17 protein-coding genes are annotated in these 14835 nt (G+C 67.6%); 8 read left to right on the forward strand and 9 right to left on the reverse strand.

Annotated elements, in window-relative coordinates; genetic code table 11:
- The first annotated feature begins 104 nt into the window (after positions 1-104).
- The gene (locus IG65_RS0111340) at positions 105-803 is read left to right on the forward strand and encodes an NAD(P)-dependent oxidoreductase (RefSeq protein ID WP_030514842.1); all 699 of its coding nucleotides are present in this window, start codon (positions 105-107) and stop codon (positions 801-803) included.
- A gap of 141 nt (positions 804-944) precedes the next feature.
- Positions 945-1784 carry a mycofactocin-coupled SDR family oxidoreductase gene (locus IG65_RS0111345; RefSeq protein WP_030514843.1) on the forward strand — a complete coding sequence of 280 codons (840 nt, stop codon included), beginning with the start codon at positions 945-947 and terminating at the stop codon, positions 1782-1784.
- Here IG65_RS0111345 and IG65_RS0111350 read toward each other — a convergent pair.
- Together IG65_RS0111350 and IG65_RS0111355 are read right to left on the reverse strand one after the other, a co-directional pair.
- The gene (locus tag IG65_RS0111350) at positions 1777-2541 is read right to left on the reverse strand and encodes an SDR family NAD(P)-dependent oxidoreductase (protein WP_030514844.1); all 765 of its coding nucleotides are present in this window, start codon (positions 2539-2541) and stop codon (positions 1777-1779) included. The two genes, IG65_RS0111345 and IG65_RS0111350, sit on opposite strands and share 8 nt — an antisense overlap.
- Before the next feature lie 63 nt (positions 2542-2604).
- On the reverse strand, positions 2605-2880 hold the full coding sequence (locus IG65_RS0111355; protein WP_197039820.1) for a hypothetical protein: 276 nt from the start codon (positions 2878-2880) through the stop codon (positions 2605-2607).
- 237 nt (positions 2881-3117) lie between these two features.
- On the opposite strand from IG65_RS0111355, the gene hpnE reads away from it, so the two are divergent.
- Complete coding sequence (gene hpnE / locus IG65_RS0111360; protein ID WP_030514846.1) at positions 3118-4476, forward strand: hydroxysqualene dehydroxylase HpnE; 1359 nt, start codon at positions 3118-3120, stop codon at positions 4474-4476.
- On the opposite strand, the gene IG65_RS35795 is transcribed toward hpnE, so the two are convergent.
- The gene (locus tag IG65_RS35795) at positions 4473-5027 is read right to left on the reverse strand and encodes an HAD domain-containing protein (RefSeq protein ID WP_051755769.1); all 555 of its coding nucleotides are present in this window, start codon (positions 5025-5027) and stop codon (positions 4473-4475) included. The two genes, hpnE and IG65_RS35795, sit on opposite strands and share 4 nt — an antisense overlap.
- Positions 5028-5369: 342 nt before the next feature.
- On the opposite strand from IG65_RS35795, the gene IG65_RS0111370 reads away from it, so the two are divergent.
- Both IG65_RS0111370 and IG65_RS0111375 read left to right on the forward strand, forming a co-directional pair.
- Positions 5370-6035, forward strand: coding sequence for a GNAT family N-acetyltransferase (locus IG65_RS0111370; RefSeq protein WP_030514848.1), 666 nt, complete (start codon positions 5370-5372; stop codon positions 6033-6035).
- A gap of 193 nt (positions 6036-6228) precedes the next feature.
- Positions 6229-6792: a hypothetical protein gene (locus tag IG65_RS0111375; protein ID WP_231509145.1), complete on the forward strand. Its 564-nt coding sequence runs from the start codon at positions 6229-6231 to the stop codon at positions 6790-6792.
- A 2-nt stretch (positions 6793-6794) separates the two neighbouring features.
- On the opposite strand, the gene IG65_RS0111380 is transcribed toward IG65_RS0111375, so the two are convergent.
- Genes IG65_RS0111380 through IG65_RS0111395 form a run of 4 tightly spaced genes read right to left on the reverse strand, consistent with a single transcriptional unit; the run spans position 6795 to position 10369 of the window.
- Positions 6795-7787 carry a glycine betaine ABC transporter substrate-binding protein gene (locus tag IG65_RS0111380; RefSeq protein WP_030514850.1) on the reverse strand — a complete coding sequence of 331 codons (993 nt, stop codon included), beginning with the start codon at positions 7785-7787 and terminating at the stop codon, positions 6795-6797.
- Positions 7784-8539 (reverse strand): ABC transporter permease, encoded by a 756-nt coding sequence (locus IG65_RS0111385; RefSeq protein WP_030514851.1) that lies wholly within the window; start codon positions 8537-8539, stop codon positions 7784-7786. Before IG65_RS0111385 ends, IG65_RS0111380 begins: the two co-directional genes overlap by 4 nt.
- Entirely contained in the window at positions 8536-9774 is a 1239-nt protein-coding gene (locus IG65_RS0111390) for a betaine/proline/choline family ABC transporter ATP-binding protein (protein WP_081879406.1), read from the reverse strand. Before IG65_RS0111390 ends, IG65_RS0111385 begins: the two co-directional genes overlap by 4 nt.
- Complete coding sequence (locus IG65_RS0111395) at positions 9719-10369, reverse strand: ABC transporter permease (RefSeq protein WP_081879407.1); 651 nt, start codon at positions 10367-10369, stop codon at positions 9719-9721. Before IG65_RS0111395 ends, IG65_RS0111390 begins: the two co-directional genes overlap by 56 nt.
- 179 nt (positions 10370-10548) lie before the next feature.
- On the opposite strand from IG65_RS0111395, the gene IG65_RS0111400 reads away from it, so the two are divergent.
- The 3 genes from IG65_RS0111400 to IG65_RS0111410 all read left to right on the forward strand — a co-directional run bounded on the left by IG65_RS0111400 (position 10549) and on the right by IG65_RS0111410 (position 13306).
- Complete coding sequence (locus tag IG65_RS0111400; RefSeq protein ID WP_030514854.1) at positions 10549-11157, forward strand: CHAP domain-containing protein; 609 nt, start codon at positions 10549-10551, stop codon at positions 11155-11157.
- A 71-nt stretch (positions 11158-11228) separates the two neighbouring features.
- The gene (locus IG65_RS0111405; RefSeq protein WP_030514855.1) at positions 11229-12359 is read left to right on the forward strand and encodes a hypothetical protein; all 1131 of its coding nucleotides are present in this window, start codon (positions 11229-11231) and stop codon (positions 12357-12359) included.
- Between the two features lie 215 nt (positions 12360-12574).
- Entirely contained in the window at positions 12575-13306 is a 732-nt protein-coding gene (locus IG65_RS0111410) for a DUF1906 domain-containing protein (protein ID WP_030514856.1), read from the forward strand.
- A gap of 29 nt (positions 13307-13335) precedes the next feature.
- Here IG65_RS0111410 and IG65_RS0111415 read toward each other — a convergent pair whose 3' ends face one another.
- Together IG65_RS0111415 and IG65_RS0111420 are read right to left on the reverse strand one after the other, a co-directional pair.
- Complete coding sequence (locus IG65_RS0111415; protein WP_030514857.1) at positions 13336-13650, reverse strand: hypothetical protein; 315 nt, start codon at positions 13648-13650, stop codon at positions 13336-13338.
- 198 nt (positions 13651-13848) lie between these two features.
- A complete protein-coding gene (locus IG65_RS0111420) occupies positions 13849-14691 on the reverse strand; it encodes a hypothetical protein (protein WP_369801518.1) in 843 nt (280 codons plus the stop codon).
- Between the last annotated feature and the right edge of the window lie 144 nt (positions 14692-14835).

Below are 14835 nucleotides of genomic sequence, written 5' to 3' on the forward strand. Positions count from 1 at the left end.
AGTCCTTCGGAGCCTCGAACAAGGCAAAAACCCATCAGCTACACCCCACCGCTCTGGGCATCCAGGGCACCAACCCCAGACACCTACAAACTTAGGGAAAAGCCATGCGTATCACCATCTTCGGGGCCAATGGCCCCACCGGCCGCCAGCTCACCGCGCAGTCGCTGGCCGCCGGACATCAGGTCGCGGCGGTGACGCGGCGGCCGGGCGAATTCCCGCTGCGCCATGAGCGGCTCGACGTGATCGGCGCCGATGTGCTCGACCCGGCCGCGGTCGACACCGCGGTGAAGGGGTGCGACGCCGTGCTGTCCGCGCTCGGGGTGCTGCCGAGCAAGGAACCGATCACCACGTATTCGGAGGGTGTGTCGAACATCGTGACGGCGATGCGGCGGCACGGGGTGAGCCGGATCGTGGTGGTGAGTTCGGCCGGCGTCGATCCGCGCCCCTACAGCGAGGGCGGCTTCCTCTTCAATCGGCTGCTGGTGCCGTATGTGACGCGGGTGGCGGGCAAGACGCTCTACGACGATATGCGGCGGATGGAAGCACTGCTGCGCGACAGCGATCGGGAGTGGACCGTGGCGCGTCCGAGCGGACTCTACGACCGCCCCGATGTCACCGATTACACGATGGTCGAGGACTACGCCGACGGGATCTTCACCGCCCGAAGCGATCTGGCCGCGAGCATGCTCGCCGCCGTGACCGAGAGCCGCTTCGTCCGCGCCGCGGCCGGTGTGATCACCACCGATTCCGGTAACCCCACCCTGCTGCGATGGATCCGGCAGCAGGCGAGCGGCGGCCACTGAACCACACCGCGCACAAGGTATGGAAATTTCATTCTCGATGTTGGAGAATTTGATTAGCAAGTGAGCGATCGCTCGGCGCGGGTGGTCGGGAATCCGGCATCGGGCATCGGTGTGCCCGAGTGGCAATGAACGAGGTGCGTTATGGCTGGGCGGGTAGAGGGCAAGGTCGCCTTCATCACTGGTGCGGCACGCGGCCAGGGGCGAAGTCATGCGGTGCGGCTCGCGGAGGAGGGCGCCGACATCATCGCCGTCGACGTCTGTAAACCGGTGAGCGGTACCGATCTGATCCCGGCTTCGACCCCGGCCGATCTGGCCGAGACGGTGGAGCTGGTCAAGGGTCTCGGCCGGCGCATCGTCACCGCCGAGGTCGACGTCCGCGATTTCGGCGCGTTGAAGGCCGCCGTGGACAACGGGGTCGAGCAGCTGGGCCGGCTCGACATCATCGTGGCGAACGCCGGGATCGGCAACGGGGGTGCGACCCTGGCCGAAACCAGTGAGCAGGACTGGAACACGATGATCGGCATCAACCTGGAAGGTGTCTGGAAGACCGTGAAAGCCGGTGTGCCGCATCTGATTTCCGGCGGCAACGGCGGCTCGATCATCCTGACCAGTTCGGTGGGCGGACTCAAGGCCTATCCGAACACCGGGCATTACGTCGCCGCCAAACACGGCGTGGTCGGCCTGATGCGGACCTTCGCGGTCGAGCTGGGCGCGAATTCGATCCGGGTCAATTCGGTCCATCCGACCAACGTGAACACCCCGATGTTCATGAACGAGGGAACGATGAAGATGTTCCGCCCGGATCTGGAGAATCCGGGCGTCGAGGATTTCGAACCGGTGGCGAAGTTCATGCACGTCCTGCCGGTCGGCTGGGTCGAGCCGGTGGATATCAGCAATGCGGTGCTGTTCCTCGCCTCGGACGAATCGCGCTACATCACCGGCCTGCCGGTGACCGTCGACGCGGGCAGCATGCTCAAGTAGGCGTGCCGGCGAGTACGGCCACACCCGTCCGCCCGCCGTCGACGTCCACGACGGTGCCGTGCACGAACGATGCCTCGTCGGAGGCCAGGAAGACCGCGGCCGCCGCGATGTCCTCGGCGGTTCCGGCCCTTCCGGCGGGCGTGCCGTGCATCATGGCACCGGCGGCGGGGTCACGCTCCGGCGGCAGCACGACGCCGGGCGAAATGGCGTTGACGCGAACGCCTTTCGGGCCGAACTCCGCCGACCACGCCCGCGTGAGGGTTTCCACCGCCCCCTTCGTCGAGGCGTAGAGGGCACCGACGGGCACGCTCAGCCGCGCTACCCATGAGCCGAGATTCACGATCACGCCGCCACCCGCCTCGACCATCGCCGGAGCCACCGCCTGGGTGAGGAAGAACGGCGCCTTGACGTTGACGGCGTAGACGCGGTCGAACATCTGCTCGTCGGCGGTCGTCGTGGTCGCCGGCGGAAAGATCCCGGCATTGTTGACCAGGATGTCGATGCGCCCACCGAGCGCTCGGGTGGCCGCATCCGCCAGCGCACGCGCGGTGGCCGCACTGCCGTCGAGATCCGCATGCACATAGTCGGCGCGGCCGCCGCCCGCGCGGATCTCGGCGACGACCGCGGCGCCGCGCTCGTCATCGCGGCCGGAGACGACGACATGCGCCCCCGCCGCGGCGTAGGCCACCGCGATGGCGCGTCCGATATTGCTGGTGGAACCCGTGATGAGGGCTGTTCGGCCCGAGAGTCGTGACATGAGACCGAAGCTACGAGCGATTTTTTGGACCAGCAAGTCCAAAGTTGCCCGGGGCGACTTCGGCTAGGCCCCGCCGAAACCCCGGTACGGGCTCAGGGGGATCACGGTGAATTCGGAGACTCCGGCCGCGGCCATGGGCAGCTCCGCGACGATCGCCTTCGCCTGTTCGGCATCGGCCGCCTCGATGGTGAAGCAGGCGCCGGCGATATCGCCGCGCAACCAGATCTGGCGGACGACGCCGTCGAGATAGAGCTTGCGGACGTGCTCGGTCTCGGCCGGTAGTACTTTCTCGAAATCCGCGTCGGTGAACGATTCGGTGCGGCGCCGGGAAAGAACCATGAATTGCACTGTGCCTCCTGGTGTTCATCGGTTCGGACGACCATTCTCTCGCCTCGGTGCCGCGGCATCGGGCGCCGTCGCTTCCCATGAGTTGGGCGAGAGAATGTGACAACTCTTCACTCACCGTTGACCGTCGATGTCCGGCTGCCTACAGTGATCGGAACCGGCTCGGTGCGGCTCGGCCCTCGGATCGAGGTCGCTGCGGGTCGAAACCCGCTGTCGCGCACGGAGGTTCGAATGAACGACGCTCGTCGGTTCGTGGTGATCGGCGGTGGTCTGGCCGGGCTGGCATCGGCCGTCTGGCTGGCCGAGGCCGGGAAGCGGGTGACGTTGCTGGAGCGCCGGGCCCGGCTCGGTGGTCGCACCCAGGCGATGACGGTCGCCGAGGTCGGCGATACGCCCGACAACGGTCAGCACGTGATCGCCAGCGGCTACCACCACCTCTTCCGGTATCTGGCGAGCGTCGGCACCGAAAAATATCTGGAATTTCCCACCGGGGGAACGCTGCGCTGGCCGGGCGGACGCGCAACGGCGTTGCACACCAGAGGTATCCGGGCCTTCGGCACACTGCTGGGCGCACATCCGGATGCCGGGTTGGGCGAGCGGCTGGCCGCGGCGCGGGCGACGATGCGGTTGGGTCTGCAGTGTCTGTTCCAGCCCGCGGATCTGGCCGACATCACCACCGAGCAGTGGTTCGAGCGCATCGGTATGCCCGCGAAAGCGCGTGAGGCGCTGTGGGATTGGCTGGCGCTGGGCATCGCCGCCGAGCCGGTGCAGCGGGAATGCGCGAAGGTCTTCGCCGATGTGCTGGCCACCGGCATCCGGCTGGGAGTGCGGGATCGGCGCGCGGTCACCATCGGCTATCCGACCGTCGACCTCGACACGCTCTACATCACCGGTGCGGAGGAGGTGTTCCGCCGCCACGGAGTCGAGGTCCGCTATCGCGCGGTGGCGGACCGGATCCGGATCGTGGACGGCGCGGTGACCGGTGTCGATCTGGTGGACGGCACCACGGTCCCGGCCGATGCCGTGATCTGTGCGGTACCCAATTCCCGGATCCACGGCCTGCTCGACGATCTCCCCGAACACGCCGAAATCTATGCCGCGGCAGACAAATTGGGTGCCACGCCGATCGTGAGCACCAATCTGTATCTGGACCGGCCGCTCGGCACCCGCAGTGCGATGGAGGCGATCATCGGCGGGACGGGAGTGATCGACGAGGTGTTCGACCGGCAGCGCATGCACGGCCGCGAACCGAACGGCACCTGGCTGTACTGCCTGACCACCAGCGGCGCCTACGAACAGATCCACAAGAGCAGCGACGACATCATCGACGAGCAGATGGCGCTGCTGCGTCGCTACTACCCCGAGGCGGCGGATGCGCGGGTGGTGCACGGCCATGTGGTCAAGATGCCGAAGGCGACCTTCTCCCAGGCCCTCGGCACCGACGGCCTGCGACCCGATCAGCGCACCTCGGTGCCGACCCTGATGCTGGCCGGAGACTGGACCAGCACCGACTGGTCGGCCACCATGGAAAGCGCTGTTCAGAGCGCCTCCAAGGCGGTGGCGGCGCTGCTGCGACTGCCGCCGCTCTAGCGAGTTCGCGGCCCGCGAAGCGGCTCCAGGAACGCCCGGGCGAGCTCGAGGTGGTCGGGCGTCAAACCGGTGTGGCGGTCGACCGGGACGAGCAGGGTCGGGGCGACGGTGGCGGTGCGGCGCTCGGCCCAGCCCTGGTCGGCGGGCTGGAATTCGTCGTCGAACCAGCACAGCGGCCGGCGTCCGGCCCAGCGGTCGATGGTCGCAAGCTTGCCGTGGTGACCCTCGCGATGCCGAATTCCGGTGTCCTCGAAGATGATCACCTCCAGCGGCGGCAGGCCGAGGACGGGACCGAGGACCGTATTCGCCGCATATTCCCACGCGGTCGCCCACACCAGTTCGGCATCGGTGATGTCGGCCAGTTCCAGCAGCCGCGAGCCGACGGCCGCGTCGAGCAGCACCTGCTGATCGATGGGCGGAATCGCGGGAATGATGCTGTGCTGCAACACATAAGGCCGGTAACCGTGCGGGGGTGGGTGTGTGGGCCGGGGGTAGGGATTGAGGGGGCCGTCGACATCGAGCAGGATCGCGGCCCGTGATGTTTCGGTCATGACGCCCCCCGTTCGCTCATCCCAGGCTACGACGGCACCTGCGGATGAGTCCGCCACTCGCGGCAACGGTTTCGTGTCGACCCGATAACCGGGGCGAACGCACCGAAAATCGCCTCGGGAACCGCCCCTGCGGGCCGTCTGCGACGCGCCGAGCGACACGCGAGCAATCCCGTTAAATTTACGCCAGACCTGCATTCTCGACGGCACACGTTCGGTTATCGTTCATCTCACTGTCCGATGCTGCTGCCGGCGCGCCAGGACTGGTCGTCGATCCGGAGCGTTGTGGGCCGGTGTGACGATCGTTGGGCGTTACCGGAGTCCGTCCCGAAAGATCGAGGGAACGTGCCTGCACCCGTCATCCTGACCGGCCGCCTCGTGCGGCTGGAACCTTTGGCACCGCACCATGTTCCGGGGCTCGCCGAGGCGGGCGCCGAGGATCGCGATGCGTTCGCGTTCACCCCCGTACCGCACGGCCGGGCCGAGGCCGCGGACTACGTCGCACAGGCCGCGGCGGCGCACGCCGTCGGTTCGGCGCTGGCCTTCGCGGTCGTCGCGACGGCCGACAACCGGGTACTGGGCTCGACGCGCTTCAACCGCTTCGACTACTGGCAGGGGCCGCTGGTGTGGCCGATCGTGCACGGTATGCCGACCGGAGATCCGCTGCTCGCGGTGCCCGACGCCGCCGAGATCGGCAATACCTGGCTCTGCTCGCAGGCGCGCGGCGCCGGTATCAATCTGGAATCGAAATTGTTGCTGCTCGAGCACGCCTTCGACGTGTGGCGGGTCCGCCGGATCGCGCTACGCGCCGATGTGCGAAATGTGCGCTCGCGCATGGCGATCGAGCGGCTGGGGGCGACCAGCGACGGCGTCCGCCGGGCGCATTCGCGCGGTCTGGACGGAACCGTGCGCAGTACCGCGTTCTATTCCATCCTGGACGAGGAATGGCCGGCGGTGCGCCGGCGCATCGACTCGGAGCTGGCCCGCCTGCCCCGGTTGCTGAACGCCTGATCGCACCCCGGAAGCAACCGGATAGCGAATTCCGGATATCGCGTCGTGTCCCCGGCTCCTATAATTCATGGCACAACGGTCGGACGTCGAGGAGATCGGTCCGAGTCGGGTAACTCGGCGGCCGGCGCATGCTTCGGACCTCGTACCAGCGCGTTCGCGGGAGGGGCGATCGCCCTCCCCGCCAGGAGACCGCATGTCCGACCGGATCCCCACGCCCCCGTCCACACCCGCCGCGCCGCGAGCGCACGATCGATCCCATACGCGGATATGCCTGACCGATGCCGCCCACACCGGCCCGATGGTGAGTCTGTTCCTGGTGCCCGAGCCGCGGGTGCGGGGCGCCTCCATGCTGCATCTGCTCGAACAGGTTCCGGTGCGTGATGTGCCGGCGCCGGCTCCCGAGCTGACCGCCGCCCTGGAAGCGCCCAGCCTGCCGGGCGCGGTAATCCGGTTGCTGCCCTGCGTTTCTCGACGCTCCGATACCTCGGCGATGCGCCATATCTTCCATGATCACTACATCGCCGACGGGCCGATGGGCCTCGACGTGTGCGATCCGGAGGAGATGGAGCGGCTGGCCGCACTGCCCGAACGCGCGATCGGCCCGCGCCGCATCGACGATTTCGCCGACTACTCCGTGCGGCAGGCGATGCTCGCGGTCTTCCGCTATTTCGGTGTGGACCAACGGATTCCGCTGATGTACCACGGCTACGCCGACCCGGGCGGCCGCTGGCTGGCGGTGCGCACGGCGCTCGCCTGATCTCAGCCCGCGGTGACGAACCCCTGCCGGATCATCCAATCGCGCGCGACGGTGGCCGGTTCGGCGCCGTCGACGTCGACCTTGCGGTTCAACTCGGTGATCGTCTCGTTGGTGAGCAGCGCGGAGATCGGCGCCATGACCTGCGCCACCTGGGGATGCGCGTCGGCGAACGATTTCCGCATCACCAGTGCCGCATTGTATTTGGGGAAGAAGTTCTGATCGTCGGCGAGCTGCACCAGATTCAGTGCTTTGGTGCGGCCGTCGGTCGCGGTGACGTCGCCGAATTGACAGGTGCCGTTCGCCGTGGCCGAGTACACGAGCGAATCCTGCATTATCTGCTTGTGCACCTTGCCGAGGTCGATACCGTATTTGCGGGCCAGACCCGGAAATCCGTCCTGCCGGACGCTGAATTCGGTACCGAGGCAGGTCGATCCGGTGCTGGGATCGGTATTCACCAGACGGGCATAGTCGGAAATCGTCTTCGCGCCGGTGCGGGCGGCACTGCCCGCATTGGTGACCATGGTGTAGGTGTTGTTCATCGGGGCCGGGTCGGCCCACACCATGCCGTGTTGTGCGAGATCCGTATCGCGCACCGCCTCGAATTGCCGGGTGGAGTCCGGAATCGGTGTCTCGTTACCCAGATAATTGATCCATCCGGTCCCGGTGTAGTCGTAGGCGACATCCACCTGTCCGTGCAATTGCGCATCGCGCAGGCTGTTGGATCCGGTGATATTGGTGAGGTCACGGACCTGAGCTCCGGCCGCTGTGAGCGCGAATTCGATGAGGTAACCGAGGATGTTCTGTTCGGTGAAATCCTTGGAGCCCACGGTGATCTGCACGCCGTCGAGGGCGGGAATCGGCTGGATACTGCCCGGCCCGACCGGCAGCGGCACGGCGCCACCGGCCTCGAGACCGCAGGCGGCGACCACGGCGACCAGCAGTGTCGCCGTAGCGGTGGCCGCGCTGCGTCCGAGGTGACGTGCTCGCCGCTTCATCGCAGCCCCCGCGGTCCGAGGAACTGTTCGGCCAGGGCCCCCAGCCAGTCGACGAGCAGTGCGAGGGCCACCGCGAGAATCGCTCCCACCCACAGCGTCACGTTGTCGCGCAGCTTGTAGCCGGTATCGATCAGGATGCCCAGACCGCCGGCGCTGACCAGGAACGACAGCGTGGCCGTGCCGACGGCCAGCACCAGCGAGGTGCGCAGCCCGGCCAGGATGTAGGGCACCGCGAGCGGGAATTCGATCCGGCGCAGCACCGTCATCGCCGACATGCCCTGTCCTCGTCCGGCATCGACGAGAGCGGGATCGACCTGCTGATATCCCAGAATCGTATTGCGCAGCACCGGAAGTAGCGCGTAGAAGGCGATCGGCGCGACACCTACCCAGAAGCCGGTCTTCTCGGTCCACAGATAGGTGAGCACGATCAGGCCGATCGCCGGCGCCGCCGCACCGATATTGGCGATGCCGACGAACAGGGGAGTGAGGCGCCGGTAGCGCGGCCGAGTCAGCAAGGTGCCCAACGGAACCGACACCACGACGACGATCAGCACCACGGTCGCGGTGATCGCCACATGCTGGCGGACCACGGTGCCGATCGTGGTGGGATTGATACTGGCCTGCTGCGTCGCGGTGAGGGTGCGGTCGAAGGCCCACGCCAGCACGCCGGCCGCCAGGGCCACGGCCAGCACCGGCTGGGCGAACAACCGGATCCGGTCGGCGCGGCGCTCGTGTCGCTGTACGGGACTCATGGCCGGTCGCCCGAATTCGCCGCGGCCGCTTCGTGTTCGGCGCGGGTGCGCGACAGGTGTGCGACCAGGGTGTCGATCGCGACCAGGCCGGCGTATTCACCGCGCGGCCCGGTCACCACGGCATTGGCGGTACTTTCGGCGAGCAGCGTCTCGAGTGCCGCCTGCAGCGTCGAATCCGACGTGACTGTGCCGGTCACCGGAACGCCCGCGTCGTGTAGCGAGCGTGCCTGCGCCAGTTGTGGTTCCGATATCCAGCGCAGCGGCCGGCGGTCGGAGTCGAGGATCAGCCCCCACTTCCACTCCTGAGCGGCCAGCGCCGCACGCAGCGTATCGACCGGATCGTTCTGCGCGGCCGTGGCGCAGCTGCCCAGTTCCACATCGGCGACCCGGACCAGCGTGAGCTGTTTGAGTGCGGCGTCGGCGCCGACGAAACCGGCGACCGTCTCGTCGGCGGGCCCGGCGAGGATCGCGGCCGGGGTGTCGTACTGGAGGACGCGGGAATTGTTGCCGAGCACCGCTATTCGGTCTCCGAGCTTGACGGCCTCGTTGAAATCGTGGGTGACGAAGACGATCGTCTTGTGCAGTTCGGTCTGCAGCCGCAGCAGTTCGTCCTGCAGCAGTCCGCGGGTGATGGGGTCGACCGCGCCGAACGGCTCGTCCATCAGCAGTACCGGCGGATCGGCCGCGAGCGCGCGGGCGACACCGACTCGCTGCTGCTGGCCGCCGGACAGTTGGCGCGGATAGCGGCCGCGGAAGGTCTCGGGGTCGAGTCCCACGAGATTCAGCATCTCGTCGACGCGCGCCCGGACCCGGCCACGATCCCAGCCGAGCAGTCCCGGGACCGTGGCGATGTTGCGGGCCACCGTCATATGCGGAAACAGGCCGGCCTGCTGAATCGAATAGCCGATCCGGCGCCGTAGCCGGTCCGGGTTCACCGCGGTCACGTCCCGCCCGGCGATGGTGATGGTGCCGGAGGTCGGTTCGATCAGGCGGTTGATCATTCGCATCGTGGTCGTCTTACCGCAGCCCGAGGGGCCGACGAACACCACGATCTCACCCGCCGGAATCGTCAGCGAGATCCGGTCCACCGCCGGATCGCGTTGGCCCGGATAGTGTTTGGTCACCGCGTCGAGCACGATCTCCGCGGGTTCGTGGTCGGTGCGGTCGGCGGTCGCGGTATCAGTCACGGATTCCCCTCGAGGTGGTGAGCCGGCCGATGCCCACGAGGACGGCATCGAGCAGCAGGGCCAGCACGATGATCAGCACCGTGCCGGACAGTGCCTGCGGGACGGCGGTCGGACTGCCCAGCCGGGCCAGGCCGGTGAAGATCAGATTGCCCAGACCCGGCCCCTTCGCATAGGCGGCCATCGCCAGAATGCCCATGCTCATCTGGGTGCTGATCCGAATTCCGGCCAGAATCGACGGCCACGCCAGCGGCATTTCGATCCGGGCGAGGATCCGGGCGCGGTTCATGCCGACCCCGCGCGCGGCGTCCGAGACCGCCGGATTCACCGATGCCAGCCCGATGATCGTGTTGCGCAGAATCGGCAGCAGCGCGTACAGCACCAGCGCGGTGACCGTCGGCCGCACGCCGAGGCCCAGCACGGGAATGAGCAGTCCCAGCAGCGCGAACGAGGGCACGGTGAGGACGATGCTCGCCGCCGCGGTGTCCGCCGCCGAACCCCACGGGCTGCGATAGACGACGACACCCAGGCACACCGCCACCGCGGTCGCGATCAGCACGGACTGCACGACGGCCGAAACATGCAGATAGGAATCGGTGAGCAGTTGTCTGCGATGGTCCACCAGAAAGGTCCACAGAGTATCCAGGGCGATGACCTCCCAGAGCTCGGCGGCGTCCGAGCAGTCTATCGATCTCGCGGCGCGGGCGCAGGAAACGAGCGAGACCGGGCGTGTGTGTACCGGCGCCGGATGCGCCGGAACCCTGACGGTCCCTCGTACGTCCTATACCTCAGGAGGCCGATTTCCGGTCGGGGACGGAGGGATTCATGAGTGCCACAGGTGCTCGAAGGCTCGGGCGTACTCGCTGGGTGTTGCCGGCGGCGCTGGTGGTGATCGGCGTGCTGGCAGCGGGAGTCGTGGTGGCTCTGCCCTGGTGGCACGATCGCACCGCCGCCATCGCCGGGCAGCGGCTCGACGATTTCCCGGATATCGATGTGAGCGCGCTGGATTCGGATCGCGGTCGCATCGTCGCGGTACTGCGCACGGAATACGCACACCCCGGCGACGGACCCAAATACGCACAGGGCGCGGATGAGCCATGGTGTGCCGATTTCGTCAGCTGGACCATGCGTCAGGCCGGCCGGCCGCTGTCCAATCCGAATTCCGGATCGTGGCGGATTCCCGGTGTGGCGACGCTGCAGGAGTATTTCGAAGCGAACGGCCGATTCTCGGCGCTGGGTTCCGGATATTCGCCACGCGCGGGCGATGTGGTGATCTATGCGCCCGGCAGTCCGTTCGGGCAGCACACGAATATCGTGCTGGCGGCCGGTGACCACACCCTGACCACGATCGGCGGTAACGAGCGCGGTTCGGTGCGCATTCACCGTTACGACCCGGCGGCGGTTGGCGGTATCGTCGGGTTCGGCCAGATGTGAAACGTTTTCGTCCACCGTTGGGCGATCGACGGGGATCTGCGTGCAGGTGATCGGTGGAGGAGTGGGAGCAGATGGCAGAGCCCGGCGCGCACGACGAGACCGAATGGATGGACTACTCCGACTTCGGTGAACGTTTCGTGGTGCACGCGGTCAACCGGGATCGGATCGAGGCCGCGGTGTCCGGGATGGCCGGACGGGGGATGAGTATCGGGCCGTTCTCGATCGGTCCGGCGGGGCTGGCCGGGCTGGTGGCGGAGGGCAAGGTCGGCAAGCCGGTGATCGCCCGCAGCGAACCGCATGTCACCTTCGAGGTCCGGGTGCCGGTGTCGATGCACCTCACGGTGACTCTCGGTGGGCAGCAGTTCCGGATCGAGGCCACCGTCGAGATCGACCTCACCCTGCACGCGCGAACCGCCGATCCGCTGCTGATCGTCATCGACATTCCGCGGGTGCGCTCGCGCGACGTGAGTTTCGCTGTCCGCGCGGAGGCGGTCGGCGCCGCCGTCGACGTACTGCTCGACCCGATCGCCACTCTGGTTCAGCGTGAGGTCGCGAGCCGGCTCAACGCCATGCTCGCCGATCCCGCGGCCCGTCGTGGCCGGGTGTTCGACATCGAGGCGATCATGAACGGCACGCGTTCGGAGCATGTGCTGCGCACGGACTTCGAATGGATCGACTACGCCGAGTTCGGCCGGCGTTTCTTCCCGCTCATCGTCACCCCGGATCGGGTCCGCGACGTGGTGGAAGGTCTGGCCGGTCGCGCGGTCGAAGTGGGCCCGCTGCGTACCGGGCCCGGTGAGGCAGCCACGGTCGAGGTACAGGGGGCCGTGCGGATGCCGCGGCTGGCCCGGCGGGACGGCGACCATCCGGTGTCGTTCGATCTGACCATTCCGGTCGGGCTCGACATCACCGTCGACGTGCTCAAGGCGAATCGCTATCGCGCCGAGGTGGAGGTCGGGTTGCTCCTGGTGGCGCGTGCGGGTGAACCGCTGCTCATCGTGATCGATGTGACCCCGCCGCGCAGCGCCGATGTCGCCGTCGAACTGCAGGCCGAGGGATGGCGCGCGAAGGTGCTGGGGTCGGTCGGCAAGATCCGCCGCCAGATCGCCGCACAGGTCGCCCAAGTCATTCGTGCGGAACTGGCCGATCCTCGGGGCCGCACCATCGACGTCGCCGGCCGGATCGACGCGGCCACCTCCTGACACCTGTTACTTGTGGTGTTCATGTGACCGGATTGGCCTAGCGGTTCATATGTGCATGTGGTGAAATGAGTCCACGTTCGAGGCTTCCGGCGCGTGGATGACAGCAGTGTTGTCGTCGGGGAAGGCGCGCCGGACATGCTTGCATTTCCACCGGTCCGCGGGGTGGCCGGCATCAGGTGAGATCTCTATATCGCTGCAGCGCGAAGGAGTTTTCGATGCGTTCCGTTCCGATGACCCGCCGCACCCTGTTCGGATATGCCGGTGCCGCCGCGACCGCAGCCGGTCTGGCCGCGCTCGCACCCGCCGTCCTCACACCGACCGCGTCCGCCGACAACGTCCTCGGCACCCTGCTCGACTATGCCGGCGGCGTGCCCGACGCGGCGGCGATCCGCGCCGCGGGACATGCCGGCGCGATTCGCTATGTCTCCGACCGGCGCCCGGGCGCGGAATGGATGGTGGGAAAGCCGTTGCGCGCGAGCGAGGTCGACGCGCTGCACGCGGCCGGGCTCACCGTGGTGTCGTGCTACCAGTTCGGCAAGGGTGCCACCGCGGATTGGAAGGGCGGCCTCGAGGCCGGCAAGCGTCACGCCGACCGCGGTCTGCAGCTGCACCGCGAGGCCGGCGGCCCGGACGGGGTGCCGATCTACGCTTCCATCGACGACAATCCGACGCCGGTCGATTTCGCCACCCTGATCGCGCCGTACCTCGAGGGCTGGAAATCGGTGCTCGGCAACGAGAATGTCGGCGTCTACGCCAATGCGCCGACCATCGAACTGGCCAAGGTCGCCGGCCTGGGTTCCTGGTACTGGCAACACAATTGGGGGACGCCGAAGGGGTTCGTGCACCCGGCGGCGAATCTGCACCAGGTCGAGATCGACGATCGCACGGTCGACGGCGTGGGAGTGGATGTGAACAACATCCTCACCGCGCAGTACGGGCAGTGGTGATCACCAGCGCGTGGTGAATCGGCAGCTACCTACGTTTGGCAGTGGCAGGTGGGGTCGGCGAGCAGATCGGGTTCGTCCGGGACGACCGTCAGTGTCGGGCGCGCCTCGGGTGCGTCGCGCACCCCCATCCAGGACAGCAGCGACCATCGCGACAGGCCCGAGAACGCCGAGCCGAGGCTGAAGAACGAGCCCACCGAACCGACCGACAGCACCGATCCGACGCTGCCGATCGACAAAACGGAGTAGGCCGAGCCGATCGAGAGGATCGACCGTTCGGATCGGAACGACAGGATCGAGCGATGCGATCGGGTGGACAACACCGATCGGTAGGAGCGTCGTGACATCACCGAGTGCCCGGCTTTCCCACGCCGGCCGCGGGGGACGGCGCCGGTGTCCGACGTGACGGGTGCAGACCGTTCGAGCTGATCGACAGTCGACATACCTAGCGGTCTACCACAGTCGGGGACATCCCATGGCGCATTGACAGCAAACGGCCCGGAGTGTCGCCTTCGCGACATCTCCGGGCCGTCGAGAGCTCGAGATCAGTTCTGCGGGCGTACCGCTGCGGGCTGCTGCACCGCGTGCGCGGCGGGCACCGTGCCGGCCGGGTTCACCGGAGCCGCGGCCTGGGCGGGACCCGACGCCACCGTGAACAGACCCAGCGTGGGCAGGAACGAGCAGGTGATCGGCGCCTGATCGGCGGCCGGCTGGGTGGTCAGGGAACCCGCGATCACCGAGACGACGCGACCCGGGCCGGTGTCGACGATGGCCGACAGGGTGGCCGGACCGTCGGGGTTGATGTGCGCCTCGTCGGTCAGCGCCACGGTGCCGCCGCGGCGATTGTCCAGGTTGTACCACTGGACGGTCATCGGCGGATTCTGCTGCGACGTCAGACCTTTGGTGCCCAGCGCGGTGAAGACGAAGCCGGCCTGACCGGCGGCCGGTCCGGGCGGGGGCAGCTCGGCCGGACCCGGAACCGCGAGCGCGGTGCCGACCGAGTCGGAGCCGGGGCCGATGCAGTCCTTGCCGATGGTCGGGTACAGGAACTGCGCGATGGCCGGACCGTTCTTCGGGATTTCGGGACCGCCGCCACCGCTGCCGTTGAGGAAGGCGACGATGGCCTGCAACGTCTGCTTGACCTGCGGCGGCAGATTCGACTGCTCGAGCAGCTGGATCGCTTGATCGAGAATGGTCTGAGCGCCCGGCGAGGCGATGTTGCCCGCCTGGGCGGCAGCGCCGACGATGGCCGGAGCCAGCGATGCGATCGCGTCGACCGGAACGCCCTCCGGGACCAGCGGAACATCAACGGCCTGGGCCTTCGGTGCCGGCTCGGCAACCGCGATCGTCGACGCGGCGAGTGTCGCGCCGGCTGTCAGGGCCAGCACGGACAATGCGAACCGCGTTCCTCTGGTGCGAAGCACTGGTGTTGCCGTCCTTAACCTCGGGGTTACCTCGTCATGTGATGCGAGAACATCGTGCGATGCGGGCATCGCTTCGCGACACTCTAAAGACAGTGCCGCCGTGTTGTA

This window comes from Nocardia sp. NRRL WC-3656 (assembly GCF_000720265.1).
GTDB lineage: Bacteria > Actinomycetota > Actinomycetes > Mycobacteriales > Mycobacteriaceae > Nocardia > Nocardia nova.

Excerpts from the sequence above, each read along its gene's own strand:
- IG65_RS0111340 (WP_030514842.1), top strand. The coding sequence starts at position 105 with ATGCGTATCACCATCTTCGGGGCCAATGGCCCCACCGGCCGCCAGCTC.
- IG65_RS0111345 (WP_030514843.1), top strand. The coding sequence starts at position 945 with ATGGCTGGGCGGGTAGAGGGCAAGGTCGCCTTCATCACTGGTGCGGCA.
- IG65_RS0111350 (WP_030514844.1), bottom strand. The coding sequence starts at position 2,541 with ATGTCACGACTCTCGGGCCGAACAGCCCTCATCACGGGTTCCACCAGC.
- IG65_RS0111355 (WP_197039820.1), bottom strand. The coding sequence starts at position 2,880 with ATGGTTCTTTCCCGGCGCCGCACCGAATCGTTCACCGACGCGGATTTC.
- hpnE (WP_030514846.1), top strand. The coding sequence starts at position 3,118 with ATGAACGACGCTCGTCGGTTCGTGGTGATCGGCGGTGGTCTGGCCGGG.
- IG65_RS35795 (WP_051755769.1), bottom strand. The coding sequence starts at position 5,027 with ATGACCGAAACATCACGGGCCGCGATCCTGCTCGATGTCGACGGCCCC.
- IG65_RS0111375 (WP_231509145.1), top strand. The coding sequence starts at position 6,229 with ATGTCCGACCGGATCCCCACGCCCCCGTCCACACCCGCCGCGCCGCGA.
- IG65_RS0111380 (WP_030514850.1), bottom strand. The coding sequence starts at position 7,787 with ATGAAGCGGCGAGCACGTCACCTCGGACGCAGCGCGGCCACCGCTACG.
- IG65_RS0111385 (WP_030514851.1), bottom strand. The coding sequence starts at position 8,539 with ATGAGTCCCGTACAGCGACACGAGCGCCGCGCCGACCGGATCCGGTTG.
- IG65_RS0111390 (WP_081879406.1), bottom strand. The coding sequence starts at position 9,774 with ATGCCGTCCTCGTGGGCATCGGCCGGCTCACCACCTCGAGGGGAATCC.
- IG65_RS0111400 (WP_030514854.1), top strand. The coding sequence starts at position 10,549 with ATGAGTGCCACAGGTGCTCGAAGGCTCGGGCGTACTCGCTGGGTGTTG.
- IG65_RS0111405 (WP_030514855.1), top strand. The coding sequence starts at position 11,229 with ATGGCAGAGCCCGGCGCGCACGACGAGACCGAATGGATGGACTACTCC.
- IG65_RS0111410 (WP_030514856.1), top strand. The coding sequence starts at position 12,575 with ATGCGTTCCGTTCCGATGACCCGCCGCACCCTGTTCGGATATGCCGGT.
- IG65_RS0111415 (WP_030514857.1), bottom strand. The coding sequence starts at position 13,650 with ATGTCACGACGCTCCTACCGATCGGTGTTGTCCACCCGATCGCATCGC.